The sequence below is a fragment of the Alphaproteobacteria bacterium genome (genome assembly GCA_040218575.1).
Taxonomy (GTDB): domain Bacteria; phylum Pseudomonadota; class Alphaproteobacteria; order JAVJRE01; family JAVJRE01; genus JAVJRE01.
On sequence record JAVJRE010000007.1, the window covers coordinates 310,695 to 327,204 of the forward strand.

Genomic DNA, 16,510 nt, shown 5'->3' on the forward strand with positions numbered 1-16,510 from the left:
GCCGCGTCCCTAGGCCGCCCGGGCCTTCTGGCGGGCGAGGATACGACGCTCCATTTCGCCCCGGAAATTACGGATCAAGCCCTGAATGGGCCAGGCGGCCGCATCCCCCAACGCACAGATAGTATGGCCTTCCACCTGCCGCGTGATCCGCTCCAGTTGATCGATCTCCGCAATTTCCGCATCGCCCGTCACCATCCGGCGCATGATGCGATACATCCAGCCGGCCCCCTCGCGGCAGGGTGTGCACTGACCGCAACTCTCATGCTGGTAGAAGTGCGCCAAACGCTCGATGGCCGCAACGATGTCGGTCGACTTGTCCATGACGATCACCGCCGCCGTGCCAAGCCCGGACTTCATGTCACGCAGCGTATCAAAGTCCATATGCAGATCACCGCACGTGCCGGCCGGCAAGCATGGCACTGACGATCCACCAGGTATGACCGCCAGCAGATTGCTCCAGCCGCCGCGCACTCCGCCGGCGTGCTTGTCAATCAGCTCGCGCAGGGGAATGCCCATCTCCTCCTCCACATTGCACGGCCGCTCAACATGGCCGGAAATGCAGAACAGCTTGGTGCCGGTATTGTTCGGCCGGCCGAGCGCGGCGAACCACTCCGCACCGCGACGCAGGATTTCCGGAACGACGGCGATGGTCTCCACATTGTTCACCGTGGTCGGACAGCCCCACACACCGGCCCCGGCCGGGAATGGCGGCTTGAGACGCGGCATGCCCTTTTTGCCCTCCAGACTCTCCAGCAAGGCGGTTTCCTCGCCACAGATATAGGCGCCGGCGCCACGGTGCAGGACAATGTCGAAGGCCCAGCCGGAGCCGCAGGAATCCTTGCCCAGCAGGCCCGCGTCATAGGCTTCGTCGATGGCCGCCTGCAGGTGACGGGCCTCATGAAAGAACTCACCACGGATATAGATGAATGCGGTGTGCGCCCGCATGGCGAAGCCGGCCAGAAGCGTGCCTTCGATCAGGCTTTGCGGATCCCACCGCATGATGTCGCGGTCCTTGCAGGTGCCGGGCTCGCTCTCGTCGGCATTGACCACTAGATAGTTTGGCCGCGCCGGATCGGGTTCTTTGGGCATGAAGCCCCACTTCACACCGGCCGGGAATCCAGCGCCACCGCGGCCGCGCAGACCCGACGCCTTGACCTGGTCAATAATCCAGTCCGGCCCGTTAGCGAGGAAGGTTGCCGTCGCATCCCACCAGCCCCGAGCGCGGGCGCCGGCCAGATGCCAGTCATGCTGGCCATAGAGATTGGTGAAGATGCGATCCTGGTCCTTCAACATCACTGATCGCCCTCCTGGCCCTTTTTGCGGCGGGCTTGCGCCCGGGCGCCGGCCGCGGCCACCGGATCGCCGGCCAGAACCGTCGGCCCACCTGCCGGCGCCGACCCCTGGCGAGCGGATTGCGAACCACTCGGCGGGGTCTCACCACGCTTCAACGCCTCAAGAATCCGCGCAAGCGAGTCCGGCGTCAGGTCTTCATAATAGTCGTCATTGATCTGCACCATCGGCGCGTTGACGCAGGCGCCAAGGCATTCCACCTCGATCAAGGTAAAGCAGCCGTCATCGCTGGTCCCGCCCGGGTCAATGCCAAGCGTACGACGGCACGTTTCAGACAGGGCCTCACTGCCCCGCAACCAGCAAGGCGTCGTGCGGCAGACCTGCACCAGGTGGCGGCCGACCGGCGCCAGGTTGAGCATGGAATAAAAGCTCGCCACCTCCGTCACGCGCATGGCCGGCATATCCAGACGCACGGCCACATGCTCCACTGCCTCACGGGACAGCCAGCCACCGTTCTGCCGCTGCGCCAGGTCTAGCAGCGGGATCACCGCGCTCTGCCGCCGCTCAGCCGGATAGCGTGCAAGAATGCGCTGTGCTTCCGCCTGACGTTCATCGTCGAAGGCAAAGGCGCCGTTGGAGACCAGATGAACGCCGGGGCCACTCATCGGTCCACCTCGCCGAAAACGATATCCAGACTGCCCAGGATGGCCACCACATCGGAGAGCATGTGGCCGCGGCACAGAAAATCCATGGCCTGCAGATGGGCGAAGCCAGTCGGCCGAATCTTGCAGCGGTATGGCCGATTGCTGCCGTCGGCCACCAGATAGACAGCAAACTCTCCCTTGGGTGCCTCGACCGCGGTGTAGGTCTCGCCCGCCGGCACGTGATAGCCCTCGGTATACAGCTTGAAGTGATTGATCAGCGCTTCCATGGACCGCTTCATGTCCTGGCGCGTTGGCGGCGAGACCTTCGGGTCATCGGTCATGACCGGACCGTCGGCCATCTGCTCCAGACACTGGCGGACGATGCGGACGCTCTGACGCATCTCCTCGATGCGCACCATATAGCGGTCGAAGCAGTCGCCGTTGCGGCCCACCGGTATGTCGAAATCCATGCGGTCATAAACGTCATAGGGCTGCGCCTTACGCAGGTCCCAGGCCACATTGGAGGCGCGCAGCACCGGCCCGGAGAAGCCCCAGGCCAGCGCATCCTCCGCTGACACGACGCCGATATCCACCGTGCGTTGCCGGAATATCCGGTTGGCGTTGAGCAGGTCGCCAAGCTCGTCAATGAATCGCGGAAAGGTTTCGATATAGGCGGCGATCCGGTCGGTCAGGCCGGCCGGCAGATCCTGCCGCACACCGCCCGGACGGAACCACGCCGCATGGAAGCGCGCGCCACTGGCCGCCTCCTGAAACTCCATGATCTTCTCCCGCTCCTCGAAGCACCACAGCAGCGGCGTAATCGCGCCCACATCCATGGCGAAGGCGGAGACCACCAGCAGGTGATTGAGGATGCGGGTCAGCTCGGCGAACATCACCCGCTGGTACTGCGCCCGTTCCGGCACCTCGATACCGGCCAGCCTCTCCACCGCCAGGGCATAGGCATGTTCCTGACAAAGCGGCGACACATAGTCCAGCCGGTCGAAGTAAGGCACAGCCTGGGTATAGGTCTTGTGCTCGATGATCTTCTCGGTGCCGCGGTGCAGCAGGCCAATATGCGGATCGGCCCGCTCCACAACCTCGCCATCCATCTCCAACACCATGCGCAGCACACCGTGGGCGGCCGGGTGCTGCGGGCCAAAGTTGAGCGTCAGCGGCCGGATAGCGGCATCATTCATGCTGTGCCTGTCCCGGCGTCATCGCCGTCGTCGCCACGCGCCACTTCGCGCGTCATGCCCTCCCAGGGGCTGAGGAAATCAAAGTTGCGATAGGCCTGGACCAGCTTGACAGGCTCCGTGACGACCCGCTTCTGCGAATCGTCGTAGCGCACCTGGACAAATCCCGACAGAGGGAAGTCCTTACGCATGGGGTGACCTTCGAAGCCGTAGTCGGTCAGGATGCGCCTGAGGTCCGGATGGTCGCTGAAGAAAACCCCATAGAGATCCCAGACTTCCCGCTCCCACCAACCGGCCGACGGGTGAACCGCGGTGACAGACGGTACCGGCACCGTCTCGTCGGTGGTCAGCTTGACCCGCAGGCGCTGGTTATTGCGCAGTGACAGCAGATTATAGACCACTTCGAAGCGCTCCGGCCGCTCGGGCCAATCCACCGCGCAAACATCCATCAACTGCTGCATTTTCAGGTTCGAATCATCGCGCAGTATGCGCAGCACGTCGGCGATGGCTTCACGACGCACCACAAGAACCGCCTCGGCCCGCCCCGGCAGCCCGACCAGACCGGCCGACAGCACGGCCGGACCCAGCACCACGCTGGCCTGATCGCACAGTTCCTGAAGGGCCGGGTCTTGAGGCAAGCGGAAACTCCTGGATGCTCTGAGTTCAGACCCCTGCCCGCCGGCCCGACCACACGGGCCCGGCAGAAGGGACAGGGACAGGGGATGATCTACCGCAGAAAGCGTGTTTCGCGGCGGATTTTCTTTTGCAGCAGCATGATGCCATAGACCAGCGCTTCGGCTGTGGGCGGGCATCCCGGCACATAGATATCCACCGGCACGATCCGATCGCAGCCGCGCACTACCGCATAGGAATAGTGGTAAGGACCGCCGCCATTGGCGCAGGATCCCATTGAAATGACCCAGCGCGGCTCCGGCATCTGGTCATAGACCCGACGCAGGGCCGGCGCCATCTTGTTGGTCAGGGTGCCGGCGACGATCATCACATCGGACTGCCGCGGGCTGCCCCGCGGCATGACGCCGAACCGGTCCAGATCATACCGGCTCATATAGGCATGCATCATTTCCACGCCACAGCAGGCCAGACCGAAAGTCATCGGCCACAGCGAGCCGGTACGGGCCCAACCCACCAGCTTGTCCAGGCTGGCCACCAGAAAGCCGCGCTCTTCCACCTCCTGCAGCGGATCAAGCAGATCGCCCGCAGACGACCCGGTCTTCGCCTCGCCAGTCGCTGGGGTGCCGGCTATTCCCATTCCAGGGCCCCCTTACGCCACTCATAGACAAAGCCGACGGTCAGGACGCCGAGGAACACGATCATCGACCAGAAGCCGAACAGACCGATATTGCCAAGGCTTATCGCCCACGGGAACAGGAAGGCCACCTCAAGATCGAAGATGATGAACAAAATGGCCACCAGATAGAAGCGGACATCGAAGCGGCCGCGCGCATCGTCAAAAGCATCGAAGCCGCACTCATAGGGCGAAATCTTCGCCGCATCGGGGTTCTGCCGCCCGGCGACAAAGGCGGCCGCCACCATGACCATGCCGATGCCAAGAGCCAGCGCAAAGAAGATCAGGATCGGCAGATATTCCCTGAGGAGGCTGTCCATCTGGCGTCTCAACCTCTTCCGGCGACAGGACGCCCGACGCGCCAACAGATCGCCTGTGGACTATGCCTGGCCCGGCGGACGATCCGACCGAAGGGCCACGACGCGCGGCCAGCCAGAACTGGACTCCCCGCCACCGGGGGTTTCAGCCGCCTGCAGGCGACGGATGGCGGGAGTGACGGGACTCGAACCCGCGACCTCCGGCGTGACAGGCCGGCGCTCTAACCAACTGAGCTACACCCCCGGCGTCGGCGGTTTCATTAGAACAGCCCCCCTACCCTGTCAACAACAGGCCTGAACGAGGCGGCTGAAAGTCAGGCGCTGCGCCGATGGCCGACCCTGACGGCGGGCAGCCGGGCGGTGACCCGGGTGCCCTTGCCCTCTTCGCTGTCAATCGACAGGTCACCGCCGTGCAGATGCATCAGTCCACGGGCCAGATGGAGGCCAAGGCCGACGCCGTCGTAGCGGCGGCTCAAGGATGCGTCCGCCTGGGTGAAGGGCTCAAAGATGTGGGTCAGCTTGTCGCGGGAAATACCGATGCCCGTATCGCTCACCGCGATAAGCAGGTCGCCGGACGGGTCAGCCATCACCGCGACTTCGATGCGACCTCCCTGCGGCGTGAACTTGACCGCATTGGACAGCAGGTTAAGGAGAACCTGCTTGATGGCCCGTTCATCCGCATAGACGCTGGGCAGATTTTCGGGGGCCTGCACATCGAGGTCGAGACCGGCACGATGGGCCCGCTCCGACAGCAACCGCACCACCCGCCGCACCACATCGGCCACGTCCACATCTTCCTCGAACAGCTCGCGCTTGTGAGCGTCCAGACGGGAGAAATCCAGCACGTCGGTGATCAGGTCCAGCAGGTGGCTGGCGCTCTCATGGATGAGCTGGCCATACTCCTTATATTTGGCATTGCCGATGGGACCGAACATCGCATTGCCGATGATCTCGGAGAAGCCAAGGATGGAGTTGAGCGGTGTGCGCAACTCATGGCTCATATTGGCAATAAACTCCGATTTGCCACGGCTGGCCATTTCCGCCTCTTCGCGGGCGACGCGCATGGCTTCCGCCGCGCGCTCCTGCAGTGTGGTGTCGGTACCGGTGCCACGATACCCGGCAAAGCGGCCGCTGGCCGGTTCAAAAGCGGGCACACCACTCAGACGAAATGTGCGCGTCTCGCCGCCGGGCGCCTTGATGGCGAAAGCCAGACCCCGGAATGGCCGGTGGCTGGCAATGATGCGCTGCGCCCCTTCACCATCGACGAATGAGCCAATATCCGCCAGTGCAACGCCGTGCAACATGGCGGGGGGCAGGCCCACCGCATGGGTGATGTTGGATGACACGTGACAAAGCCGCCAATCGGCGTCCGTTTCCCAAATCCAGTCGGTCATCGACCGGGTGATGTCATCCAGCCGGCTTTCCAAGGCCGCGGCGCGTGTCCGTTGCCGTGCTTCCCCGGTGCTGTCGCGATAGGTGCCCATGACACCGACCACCTGGCCGGACTCGTCGCGTACCGCCGTGTGGACCGAGTCATAAGCATAGGTCGCATTGCCGATGGTGAGCTGCTCCAGCACGCTCACCTGCTGGCCGGACTGCGCCACCTGGCGGCACAGAATGGCCCGCTTGGCCACCGTGTTGCCGAAGGCGCGCCAGGTTTCATCAACCAGCACCTGACCCTTGGCGAAGTGGCGACTGAGCTCACGATAGGCGTTGCTGGCAACCACGATGTCACCGTTGCACTGCGCTACATAGAAAGCAGGACCGGCCTGAAAAACGGCAGCCAGCAGCACATCAAGCCCGGCACGCCCCAAAGCGTCCGCACCATCCGCGTTATCTGCTCCACCACTTTCCACGGACCCGGACACTGTCCTGGTCACACCAAGCGATGCGATATCAAATCGCCGAGCCAAGCCTTCGGCCTCCCATCTGTCTGGGTACCCCCATACCCGTCCGCCGCGACGCTGGCGGAAACTCTCGCTATCGCGGTCGCGTTCGAGGCGGACACGGGAACATTAGTGACTCGGCCAGAATCTGGCAATGCGGAAGCACCGGGCGGGGGCCAGGACGTTCGGCGGCTGGTCACCTGGCCAGACGAAAAGGAGCAGACGGGCGTTGGTCCGGCGTGGTGGGCGGTGACGGGATCGAACCGCCGACCCTCTCGGTGTAAACGAGATGCTCTCCCAGCTGAGCTAACCGCCCGCCGCCGCACCTGACCAAAGCTATCCTAGCCACCGAGCGACGACCTGACGAGGCCCGCGGCCCGTGTCCGGTACTGGACGGGCGGCGGGCGCCGACGGGCGCCAGCGGCGGAAGCCCTCCCGTGCTACAAAAAATCCGCGCTACAAAAAAAGCGCCGGCCTCGCGGCCGGCGCCCTGATTGCCAATGCGGATGCGCTAGTTGAGCGAATCCTTCAGCGCCTTACCGGCCCGGAACTTGGGCAGCTTGGACGCCGGAATCTGAATGGCCTCACCCGTGCGGGGATTACGCCCCTGGGTAGCGGCGCGGTTGGTGACACTGAACGTACCGAAGCCCACGAGGCGGACTTCATCACCCCGCTTCAGGCACCCGGTGATAGTGTCGACGATGCAATCAACAGCTTTCGTCGCATCACCCTTCGACATACCCGACTGGTTCGCAACGGCGGCAACGAGATCGTTCTTGTTCACGAACTGTCCCCCTGTGTTCAAGAATTAAAAGTATTGAGACGGCGCTTGAGACCCGCCCGTACCGACGCGGCGCAGTCTAGATCGCGGATTCGCGCGCAGTCAAATGGCAAAGCGTCGTTATCCCCAGAAAAACCGCAGAAATACGGTCTTTTTTGAGGATGCTCCGGCTTGACTTCGCAATCACCTAGTGAGTGAGGAGGCCATCACTCGCATCATCGCCACGACGGCGCAATTGCGAACGGTTCTTTTCCTCTTCCTCCTCGTCCCATTCGATGGGAGTCGGCTGCCGCACCAGAGCATGTGAGATCACTTCGTCAATAACAGTGACCGGAATGATTTCAATGCCCTTTTTGACATTGTCCGGAATGTCCGCCAGGTCCTTCTCATTGTCCTTGGGGATCAGAACCTTCTTGATCCTACCGCGCAACGCCGCAATGAGCTTTTCCTTCAATCCGCCAATCGGCAATATACGACCGCGCAGCGTGATCTCACCGGTCATCGCCACATCACGCACCACCGGAATACCGGTCAGCACGGACACGATGGAAGTCGCCATGGCCACGCCGGCCGACGGGCCGTCTTTCGGCGTCGCCCCTTCCGGCACATGGACATGAATGTCGCGCTTGTCGAACAAGGTCGGCTTGATGCCAAAGCTGACGGCCCGCGAACGGACGAAACTGGCCGCCGCCTGAACCGATTCCTGCATGACGTCACCGAGCTTGCCGGTGATCATCATCTTTCCCTTGCCGGGCAGCATCACCGCCTCGATAGACAGCAGCTCACCACCCGCCTCCGTCCACGCCAGACCGGTAGTCACGCCTACATGGTCTTTTTCTTCAGCCTCGCTGTGGCGATAGCGCGGAATGCCGGCATATTTCTCCAGATTGCCCTTGGTCAGGCGAATCCCCTTATGGCTCTTGCCGGCCGTCTTGCGCAGGGCAAGCTCCTTGACCGCCTTGCGCATCAAACCGGCCAGCTCCCGCTCCAGATTGCGTACACCCGCTTCCCGCGTGTAGAGGCGAATCAGATCCAGCATGGCCGCGTCGGCGATGGACCATTCATCAGGCTTGAGGCCGTGGTCCTTCAGAACCTTCGGCACCAGATGCCGCTTGGCGATCTCTACCTTCTCGTCCTCGGTGTAGCCGGGGATGCGGATCACTTCCATGCGGTCCATCAGGGCCTGCGGAATGCGCAGCGTATTGGCGGTGCAGACAAACATCACGCTGGACAGGTCATAGTCCACTTCCAGGTAGTGGTCGTTGAAGGTGCTGTTCTGCTCCGGGTCCAGCACTTCCAGCAAAGCCGACGACGGGTCGCCGCGCCAGTCGGCGCCCAACTTGTCCACCTCGTCCAGCAGGAACACAGGGTTCGACGTCTTCGCCTTTTTCATGCCCTGCACCACACGACCGGGCATGGAACCGATATAGGTGCGGCGGTGGCCGCGCACTTCCGCCTCGTCGCGTACGCCGCCCAGGCTCATGCGAACGAAGTTGCGGCCCGTCGCCTCGGCGATGGACTTGCCAAGGGACGTCTTACCAACACCCGGCGGACCCACCAGACAGAGGATCGGCCCCTTCATCTTGCCGACCCGCGCCTGCACGGCGAGATACTCAAGAATCCGCTCCTTGACCTTCTCCAGTCCGTAATGGTCACGGTTGAGTACGGTTTCGGCCAGGGCAATGTCCTTCTTGGTACGCGACGGCTTTTTCCACGGAATGCCGAGCATCCAGTCGAGATAGTTGCGCACGACGGTCGACTCGGCGCTCATCGGGCTCATGGAACGGAGTTTCTTCAACTCCGCCATGCACTTTTCCCGCGCTTCCTTGCTAAGGCGGGTCTTCTTGATGCGCTGCTCCAGCTCGGCGGCTTCATCGCGGCCGTCCTCGCCGTCGCCGAGCTCCTTCTGGATCGCCTTCATCTGCTCGTTCAGATAGTACTCGCGCTGGGTTTTCTCCATCTGCCGCTTGACGCGGTTACGGATTCGCTTCTCCACCTGAAGGACACCAATTTCGCCCTCCATGAAGGAGTAAATCTTCTCCAGCCGTTCCCGCACACTGCCGATCTCCAGCAGCTCCTGCTTTTCCGGAATCTTCAGCGACAGGTGGGAGGCAACCGTATCGGCCAGCTTGCCGGGTTCATCGATCTGGTTGATCGATACTAGGACTTCCGGTGGAATCTTGCGGTTGAGCTTGATGTATTGCTCAAACTGGCTGACCACCGCGCGCACCAGCGCCTCGGACTCAGCACCCTCCCGATCCGCCTCGGCAATGTCCGTGGCATAGGCCTGAAAGAAGTCCTGACCCGACTCAAAACGCTCCACCTGTGCCCGGCGGTTGCCCTCGACCAGCACCTTGACGGTGCCGTCAGGCAGCTTGAGAAGCTGCAGCACACTGCCGATGGTGCCGACCCGGAAAATCTCGTCCTCGCCGGGATCATCCTGGGAGGCGTCTTTCTGCGACAACAGCAGGATCTGCTTGTCGTCCTTCATGACATCGTCCAGCGCCCGCACGGATTTCTCGCGGCCGACAAACAACGGCACGATCATGTGCGGAAAGACGACGATGTCTCTGAGAGGGAGAATCGGGTAAAGCACACCGCGCTCAGATTCCAAGAAGGCCTCCACTGGGCATAGATCCACGGCCGGATGCCGCAATCAGACACTGCATATAGTTGGTGTCCGCCGGGCCAGTATCAACCCCTGCCAGCGATCCAGGGCTGGCGCTGGCAAAAAGACACCGCCCCCAGGGGCACGGTCGGCTACAGGACCGGCTTCAGGCGCTGGTCTGGCGCTCTGCGTAGATATGCAGCGGTTCGGCCCGACCTTCCACCACCTCGGCGTTCATCACAACCTGCTCAACCCCATCCAGGCTGGGCAGGTCGAACATGGTATCGAGCAGGATATTCTCCAGGATCGAACGCAACCCGCGAGCGCCGGTCTTGCGGCTGATCGCCTTGCGGGCCACCGCCTTCAGGGCGTCCTCCGACAGTTCCAGCTTCACCCCTTCCATCTCGAACAGCCGCTGATACTGCCGCACCAGAGCGTTCTTGGGCTCGCTCAGGATGCGCACCAGCGCCTCCTCGTCCAGGTCTTCCAGGGTGGCAACCACCGGCAGACGGCCGATGAACTCCGGAATCAGGCCGAATTTGAGCAGGTCTTCCGGCTCCACATCCTTCAGGATGTCGCCCATGCGCCGCTCGTCGGCCGATGTCACGTCGGCGCCGAAGCCCATGCCGGAGCCATGGGTGCGCTGAGAGATGATCTTGTCGAGGCCGGAAAAGGCGCCGCCGCAGATAAACAGGATGTTGGTCGTGTCCACCTGCAGGAACTCCTGCTGCGGATGCTTGCGACCACCCTGCGGCGGCACACTGGCCACCGTCCCTTCCATGATCTTCAGCAGGGCCTGCTGCACCCCCTCGCCCGACACGTCGCGGGTGATGGACGGGTTGTCTGCCTTGCGGCTGATCTTGTCCACTTCATCGATATAGACGATGCCGCGCTGCGCCCGCTCCACATTGTAGTCCGCCGCCTGCAGCAGCTTGAGGATGATGTTCTCCACATCCTCGCCCACATAGCCGGCTTCGGTCAGGGTGGTGGCATCAGCCATGGTGAATGGCACGTCAATGATGCGGGCCAGCGTCTGAGCCAGCAGAGTCTTGCCGCAACCGGTCGGGCCGACCAGCATGATATTGGATTTGGCCAGCTCGACTTCGCTGCCCTTGCCGCCATGGTCCAGGCGCTTGTAGTGATTGTGGACCGCAACGGACAGGATTCGCTTGGCGTGATTCTGGCCGATCACATAGTCGTCCAGCACGTCGCAGATTTCACGCGGTGTCGGCACCCCGTCCTTGGACTTGACCAGGGCCGACTTGTGCTCCTCGCGGATGATATCCATGCACAGCTCGACGCATTCGTCACAGATGAACACGGTCGGCCCGGCAATAAGCTTGCGCACTTCGTGCTGGCTCTTGCCGCAGAACGAGCAATAGAGGGTGTTCTTTGAGTCGCCGCCGCCGGTCTTGCTCATGAGCCTATCGACCCCGTCGTTTCGAAATGCATCTCGATGGACGTAGCGGCCATGTTAGACGCAGCGCATCCGGCCACACAATGACGAAAGTCTCTTCGACCGGCCGTCTGGGGATAGCGATCCTGGCACCGACAGGCTCAAGAAACGGTTAAGCCGGCCGGCCCGCTTCATATGCCCGCAGGCCCGCTCATGCGTCCGAGGCACTGTCGCCACCGGCCTCCCGCTTCGCCACAACCTTGTCAATCAGACCGAATTCCTTGGCCTGATCAGGCGTAAAGAAGCGGTCACGCTCCATTTCCCGCTCGATCACCTCGACCGACTGACCCGTATGATCGGCGTAGATCTGGTTCAGACGATGGCGCGTGGCAAGGATATCACGGGCATGAATCTCGATGTCGGTGGCCTGGCCCTGAAACCCGCCGGACGGCTGATGGATCATGACCTTGGCGTTAGGCAGGGAATGGCGCTTGCCGGCGGCGCCGGCCGTCAGCAGCAGTGATCCGGCGGACGCGGCCATGCCGATGCACACCGTGGCGACTTCCGGTTTGACGTATTGCATCGTGTCGTAAATCGCCAGGCCGGAGGTAACCACGCCACCCGGCGAGTTAATATAGATGTTGATGTCCTTGTTCGGGTTCTCCGCTTCCAGAAACAGGAGCTGGGCGCAGATCAGGCTGGACACCGCATCATGGATCGGCCCGACCAGGAAGATGATCCGCTCCTTGAGCAGGCGGGAATAGATGTCATAGGCCCGCTCGCCGCGGCTGGTCTGTTCAACCACCATGGGAACCAGGGTGTTCATGTAGGTATCGATAGGATCACTCATGGGTCTTTCCTTGGGGGTCTGCCTTGGGGGAGGCTGGTCCTGTTGAAGCAGGGGACCAGGGCTAGCGCTTGGCGGTCTTTGCGGCAGTCTTCTTTTTGGCGGTACTCTTCTTAGCGGCTGACTTCCCGGCGGGCGCCTTGGCCACGGCTTTCTTGGTACTCGCCTTTTTAGCAACCGTCTTCGTGGCGGTCTTCTTCGCAGTGGCCTTCTTCGCCGCCGGCGCCTTGGCCGTCGTCTTCTTCGCCGTGGTTGATTTGGCTGCGGGCTTTTTGGCTGCAGGCTTGCGGCCGGCCGGGCGAGCGGCGTCACCCGGCATACCGAACAACTCTTCCGGCGATACAGTCTCGTCCGTCACGGTCGCCTGCTCGATCAGGGCATCGACCACCTTGTCCTCGTAGAGCGGCGCGTGCAGGCGACCCAGCGCTTCCGGGTTCTCGCGCATCCATTCAAAGAGCCGCGCCTCCTGGCCTGGAAAAGCGCTGGCCTGGCGCATGATCGCGCTGTTGAGCTCTTCCTGGGTGACTTCCACATCCTGGCGGCGGCCGAAATCGGCCAGCAGCAAGCCCAGGCGCACACGGCGGGCCGCTATGGCGCGATACTCCTGCTTGAGCTCTTCCTCGCTCTTGGCCGCGTCATCCGGTTCCAGAGTACCGCTGTCGCGAGCCTGTTCGATCTGCCGCCAGATACCGGCGAACTCCTCGTCCAACATACTCGGCGGAACATCGAAGTCGCGCGCCTCGGCCAGTTGATCCAGCACTTGCTGCTTGAGCTGGCTGCGGGTGGCGTTGGCATGTTCCTGGGTCAGGCTGTCACGGGCGATCGAGCGCAGCGCCTCCAGCGACTCCATCCCCAGCGACTTCGCCAGGTCCTCATTCAGCACAATCGGATCGCGCTGGCGGATTTCCTTGACGGTCAGCTTAAAGCTGGCCGGCTTGCCCACCAGCTCCGCCCGTGGATAGGACTCCGGCAGGGGCAGTGTGAACGCCACCGTCGCACCGACGCTCTGGCCGATCACCTGGTCGGCGAAGCCCGGCAGCAGGAACTCACTGGACAGATCAAGCTGGGCGTCGGTGATCTCGCCGTTGGTCACGGACTCGCCGTCAACCTCGCCGCTATAGTCCACAATGACAAAGTCGCCTGCCTGCACCGGGCGGGCTTCGGTCACGGGCGCCGGCTCCAGGTTGCGCTCGGCAAACTGCCGCACCGCATCATCCACCCGCTCCGCGCTGACCGGTGCGGTGCGCCGGGCCAGCGCAAGGGATGTCGGGTCGACCGGTTCGAATTCCGGCATGATCTCCATGGTCAGGGCACATTCCAGATCGCCGTCGTCGGCGAAGCTGGTGATTTCGATGCGCGGCTGTGAGGCAGGCTTCAGTGCCTTATCCGCCACGGCCTTCTGGCTGCACTCGCTGACCGTCGATTCGACGATCTCGCCACGGATGGACGGGCCAAAGCGCTGACGGATCAGGGACAGTGGCGCCTTGCCCGGCCGAAACCCGCGCAAATGGGTGGTCGTCGCCAGTTCCGTCAGACGCTGTTCCACCTTCTGGCGGATGTCATCGCCCGGAATCACAATCTTGAACTCCCGGCGAAGCCCTTCGGACAGGGTCTCGGTCACCTGCATGGCTCGTGCGCTCCTGCGGCCGTCGCTGTCCGACGGTTGTTTCTCCGTCCGGCCATGACGACCGGCTTGCCCACTTCATACCTACACCAGACCCGACGCGTCGCCAGCACCCGGCGCGGCGTCACCTCGAACACAGGCCCAAACCCAGGCCCAAACAGGGCCCGGCACGGGTCACGGCGCGGCTGGTGCGGGCGGAGGGACTTGAACCCCCAAGGCTCTCGCCACCAGAACCTAAATCTGGCGTGTCTACCAGTTCCACCACGCCCGCAGACCCCGGCGGGTCCGGGTCCGGCCGTACGCCAGCGGTCCGGCGGCGGCCGAACGGCTGTCTATATCATAGTCGTGAAGACGGCAAATACCCGCGCCGCGCGGCCCCGGCCAGCGCCCTGGCCCTGGTAGCACGAACCCCGGCCTGCAAACCGGCCGACTCCGGCCGGCTGTGGATCAGTCGCCGCTCACCCGTTCGGGATACTGGCTGGCGAATGACGAGAGAGCCAGCACACGGGGGCCGTCGAGGACGGACCCTTTGGACGGGTGCTCAAAGCGCAGACGGAAGGTGACATGGGGGATGCCATAGACGTCGCCCTTGACGGTCAGGACTTCAGCCGTCTCGATCACGCGATTGGGCAGAACGCGGCGATAGCGCGCGCCCATCTCTACCGCGCCGGGCGGACCGCCACGACGGGTGAACAAGCTGGAGAACTGACGGGCGAGCGTGGTCATCGCACTCTCCTTCGATGCCACAAGCATAGAAATCCAACCTTTAATAACCTGTAAAGAGAATCGTGGCAACGCACTGGAATTAAAACATATTTTAAGTAAACACTAACGATCTCCCAACGCTGACCAAAGGTCGGCCCGGTCAGCCGAAATCAGGCCCCGTACGCAGGGCGCGCAGCACCGCCGGCACGGCCGCCGGCAAATCGTCGGCGATCAGCCCCGGCCCTGCCGCTGCGGCGGCCGCGCCATGCAGCCAGACGGCGGCGCAGGCGGCGTCAAATGGCCCCATACCCTGGGCCAGCAAGCCAACCACCAGCCCCGCCAGCACGTCGCCAGCGCCGGCCGTGGCCAGGTCCGGCGGTGCATTGTCATTGATGGTGGCTCGACCATCCGGCGCCGCCACCACCGTGTCCGCCCCTTTAAGCACCACAACGGCGCCACTCCGGCGGGCCGCCTCCCGGGCATCGGCCAGGCGGTCGCCGGTCCACGCAAACAGGCTGCGGAACTCTCCCGGATGGGGGGTGAGGACCGCCGGTCCGGTGATGGCCGCGAAAAGTCGCCGCTTACCGTCGGCGAACACCGTCAGGGCATCCGCATCGAGCACGGCGGGCAAGCCAAGGCCCAGCACCGCCAGAACATGCCCGCGGGTTGCCGGACCGATACCGTTGCCGGGGCCAAGCAACAGGGCGTTACGGCCGTGCTCCGCCATCAGGCGCACCAGATCCGCCGGTCCGTTGAGCGGCGCCACCAGCTTTGCCGCGAAGCCCTGGGCGTAGTGCGCCACAGCCGAAGGCGGGCACAGCAGCGAAACCATACCGGCGCCGGCCCGTTGCGCCGCCAGCGCCGCCAGACGGCCCGCGCCGGTCATCCGGTCACCGGCGACAATGGCGGCATGGCCGCGCCTGAACTTGTGGCCATCGGCCTGCGGCGTCGGCAGCCGGGTTCGCCAGAGGTCCGGGTGGTTGACTGCCTGGGCCGGTCCGTGCCCGGCCCCCAGGCTCTCTATGACGGACTGCGCCATGCCGATATCGGCGACGATTACACGACCGGCCAGCCGGCGGCCCGGATAGATCAGATGGCCCGGTTTGCGTCGGACAAAAGTGACGGTCAGGGTCGCCGCGGCGGCACAGCCAAGCACAACACCACTGTCGCTATGGACGCCGCTCGGCATATCCACCGCCACCACCGGCACCGTGCGGGCGGACAGGCGGCCGACCACCGCCGCCGCCATGCCAGTCAGTGGCCGGTCGAGGCCGGCGCCGAACAGCGCATCAATCACCAGTTCCGCACCATCGAGCACGGCCGGGTCCAGAGCCCGGATCGGCCCCCGCCACAAGGCCGCATGGGCCGCGGCGTCGCCGCCCAGGGCTTCCGGCCGACCCAGAAGCGCGACTGAAACAGGCCAACCGGATTCAGATAAAATCCGTGCGATTACAAAGCCATCGCCCCCGTTGTTGCCAGGCCCACATAAGACAACGGTGGACCGCCAGCCCCAGTGGGCGAGGACCTGACGGGCGACGGCGCGACCGGCCGCCGCCATCAGGTCAAAGCCGGAGATACCGCCTGCCACGGCTGACCGGTCCGCCGCATACATGTCCGCCGCGCTGAGCAAGCCGTGGGGGCCGGCGAACCCTGCGGCCGGGTGGCTGTCGGTCATGGTGCCTATCCCGCCGGCATGAAGGGGGCACCCAGGCGAACGGCGACCTGCACCACCGCATAAGCGGCGCCGCCGAACAGCACTGCCGCCGCGACCACCACCAGCGCCCGACGCCATGCGCCGGGCCGGGTGACGAAATCGGCAATCCGCCGGTGCATGGCGCTCAGGGCCCCGCCAACCGGCCGGCGTGATGCTATTGTCACGACGTTGTAGCCTCCCTCACTCGCGTGGCTGATCG

The 16,510-nt window shown here is 63.7% G+C and carries 14 protein-coding genes, 3 tRNA genes and 1 pseudogene; all 18 read right to left on the minus strand.

Annotated elements, in window-relative coordinates; translation table 11 throughout:
- Positions 1 to 9: 9 nt before the first annotated feature.
- Positions 10 to 1,293 carry an NADH-quinone oxidoreductase subunit NuoF gene (gene nuoF / locus RIE31_10870; GenBank protein ID MEQ8641088.1) on the minus strand — a complete coding sequence of 428 codons (1,284 nt, stop codon included), beginning with the start codon at positions 1,291 to 1,293 and terminating at the stop codon, positions 10 to 12.
- Entirely contained in the window at positions 1,293 to 1,955 is a 663-nt protein-coding gene (gene nuoE / locus RIE31_10875) for an NADH-quinone oxidoreductase subunit NuoE (GenBank protein ID MEQ8641089.1), read from the minus strand. The genes nuoF and nuoE overlap by 1 nt, the downstream gene beginning before the upstream one ends.
- On the minus strand, positions 1,952 to 3,130 hold the full coding sequence (locus tag RIE31_10880; GenBank protein ID MEQ8641090.1) for an NADH-quinone oxidoreductase subunit D: 1,179 nt from the start codon (positions 3,128 to 3,130) through the stop codon (positions 1,952 to 1,954). The genes nuoE and RIE31_10880 overlap by 4 nt, the downstream gene beginning before the upstream one ends.
- Positions 3,127 to 3,765, minus strand: a complete 639-nt coding sequence (locus RIE31_10885; protein ID MEQ8641091.1) for an NADH-quinone oxidoreductase subunit C — start codon at positions 3,763 to 3,765, stop codon at positions 3,127 to 3,129. The genes RIE31_10880 and RIE31_10885 overlap by 4 nt, the downstream gene beginning before the upstream one ends.
- 89 nt (positions 3,766 to 3,854) lie before the next feature.
- Positions 3,855 to 4,319: pseudogene (locus tag RIE31_10890) on the minus strand (NADH-quinone oxidoreductase subunit B family protein).
- A 68-nt stretch (positions 4,320 to 4,387) separates the two neighbouring features.
- A complete protein-coding gene (locus tag RIE31_10895) occupies positions 4,388 to 4,753 on the minus strand; it encodes an NADH-quinone oxidoreductase subunit A (GenBank protein MEQ8641092.1) in 366 nt (121 codons plus the stop codon).
- Between the two features lie 164 nt (positions 4,754 to 4,917).
- Positions 4,918 to 4,994: transfer RNA gene (locus tag RIE31_10900), tRNA-Asp, on the minus strand.
- 70 nt (positions 4,995 to 5,064) lie between these two features.
- Positions 5,065 to 6,606 carry a PAS domain-containing sensor histidine kinase gene (locus RIE31_10905; GenBank protein MEQ8641093.1) on the minus strand — a complete coding sequence of 514 codons (1,542 nt, stop codon included), beginning with the start codon at positions 6,604 to 6,606 and terminating at the stop codon, positions 5,065 to 5,067.
- A gap of 270 nt (positions 6,607 to 6,876) precedes the next feature.
- Positions 6,877 to 6,952 (minus strand) — tRNA-Val (locus RIE31_10910).
- Between the two features lie 195 nt (positions 6,953 to 7,147).
- The gene (locus RIE31_10915; protein MEQ8641094.1) at positions 7,148 to 7,420 is read right to left on the minus strand and encodes an HU family DNA-binding protein; all 273 of its coding nucleotides are present in this window, start codon (positions 7,418 to 7,420) and stop codon (positions 7,148 to 7,150) included.
- A gap of 184 nt (positions 7,421 to 7,604) precedes the next feature.
- Positions 7,605 to 10,031, minus strand: coding sequence for an endopeptidase La (gene lon / locus RIE31_10920; GenBank protein ID MEQ8641095.1), 2,427 nt, complete (start codon positions 10,029 to 10,031; stop codon positions 7,605 to 7,607).
- A 160-nt stretch (positions 10,032 to 10,191) separates the two neighbouring features.
- On the minus strand, positions 10,192 to 11,445 hold the full coding sequence (gene clpX / locus RIE31_10925) for an ATP-dependent Clp protease ATP-binding subunit ClpX (protein MEQ8641096.1): 1,254 nt from the start codon (positions 11,443 to 11,445) through the stop codon (positions 10,192 to 10,194).
- 187 nt (positions 11,446 to 11,632) lie between these two features.
- The gene (clpP, locus tag RIE31_10930; GenBank protein MEQ8641097.1) at positions 11,633 to 12,271 is read right to left on the minus strand and encodes an ATP-dependent Clp endopeptidase proteolytic subunit ClpP; all 639 of its coding nucleotides are present in this window, start codon (positions 12,269 to 12,271) and stop codon (positions 11,633 to 11,635) included.
- 61 nt (positions 12,272 to 12,332) lie between these two features.
- Positions 12,333 to 13,895: a trigger factor gene (tig, locus tag RIE31_10935; GenBank protein ID MEQ8641098.1), complete on the minus strand. Its 1,563-nt coding sequence runs from the start codon at positions 13,893 to 13,895 to the stop codon at positions 12,333 to 12,335.
- A 183-nt stretch (positions 13,896 to 14,078) separates the two neighbouring features.
- Positions 14,079 to 14,163: transfer RNA gene (locus RIE31_10940), tRNA-Leu, on the minus strand.
- A gap of 176 nt (positions 14,164 to 14,339) precedes the next feature.
- Positions 14,340 to 14,618, minus strand: a complete 279-nt coding sequence (locus RIE31_10945; protein ID MEQ8641099.1) for a hypothetical protein — start codon at positions 14,616 to 14,618, stop codon at positions 14,340 to 14,342.
- A 139-nt stretch (positions 14,619 to 14,757) separates the two neighbouring features.
- Positions 14,758 to 16,272: an NAD(P)H-hydrate dehydratase gene (locus RIE31_10950; protein ID MEQ8641100.1), complete on the minus strand. Its 1,515-nt coding sequence runs from the start codon at positions 16,270 to 16,272 to the stop codon at positions 14,758 to 14,760.
- A gap of 5 nt (positions 16,273 to 16,277) precedes the next feature.
- A complete protein-coding gene (locus RIE31_10955) occupies positions 16,278 to 16,475 on the minus strand; it encodes a hypothetical protein (GenBank protein ID MEQ8641101.1) in 198 nt (65 codons plus the stop codon).
- Positions 16,476 to 16,510: the final 35 nt, after the last annotated feature.

Excerpts from the sequence above, each read along its gene's own strand:
- nuoF (MEQ8641088.1), bottom strand. The coding sequence starts at position 1,293 with ATGTTGAAGGACCAGGATCGCATCTTCACCAATCTCTATGGCCAGCAT.
- nuoE (MEQ8641089.1), bottom strand. The coding sequence starts at position 1,955 with ATGAGTGGCCCCGGCGTTCATCTGGTCTCCAACGGCGCCTTTGCCTTC.
- RIE31_10880 (MEQ8641090.1), bottom strand. The coding sequence starts at position 3,130 with ATGAATGATGCCGCTATCCGGCCGCTGACGCTCAACTTTGGCCCGCAG.
- RIE31_10895 (MEQ8641092.1), bottom strand. The coding sequence starts at position 4,753 with ATGGACAGCCTCCTCAGGGAATATCTGCCGATCCTGATCTTCTTTGCG.
- clpX (MEQ8641096.1), bottom strand. The coding sequence starts at position 11,445 with ATGAGCAAGACCGGCGGCGGCGACTCAAAGAACACCCTCTATTGCTCG.
- clpP (MEQ8641097.1), bottom strand. The coding sequence starts at position 12,271 with ATGAGTGATCCTATCGATACCTACATGAACACCCTGGTTCCCATGGTG.
- tig (MEQ8641098.1), bottom strand. The coding sequence starts at position 13,895 with ATGCAGGTGACCGAGACCCTGTCCGAAGGGCTTCGCCGGGAGTTCAAG.
- RIE31_10945 (MEQ8641099.1), bottom strand. The coding sequence starts at position 14,618 with ATGACCACGCTCGCCCGTCAGTTCTCCAGCTTGTTCACCCGTCGTGGC.
- RIE31_10950 (MEQ8641100.1), bottom strand. The coding sequence starts at position 16,272 with ATGACCGACAGCCACCCGGCCGCAGGGTTCGCCGGCCCCCACGGCTTG.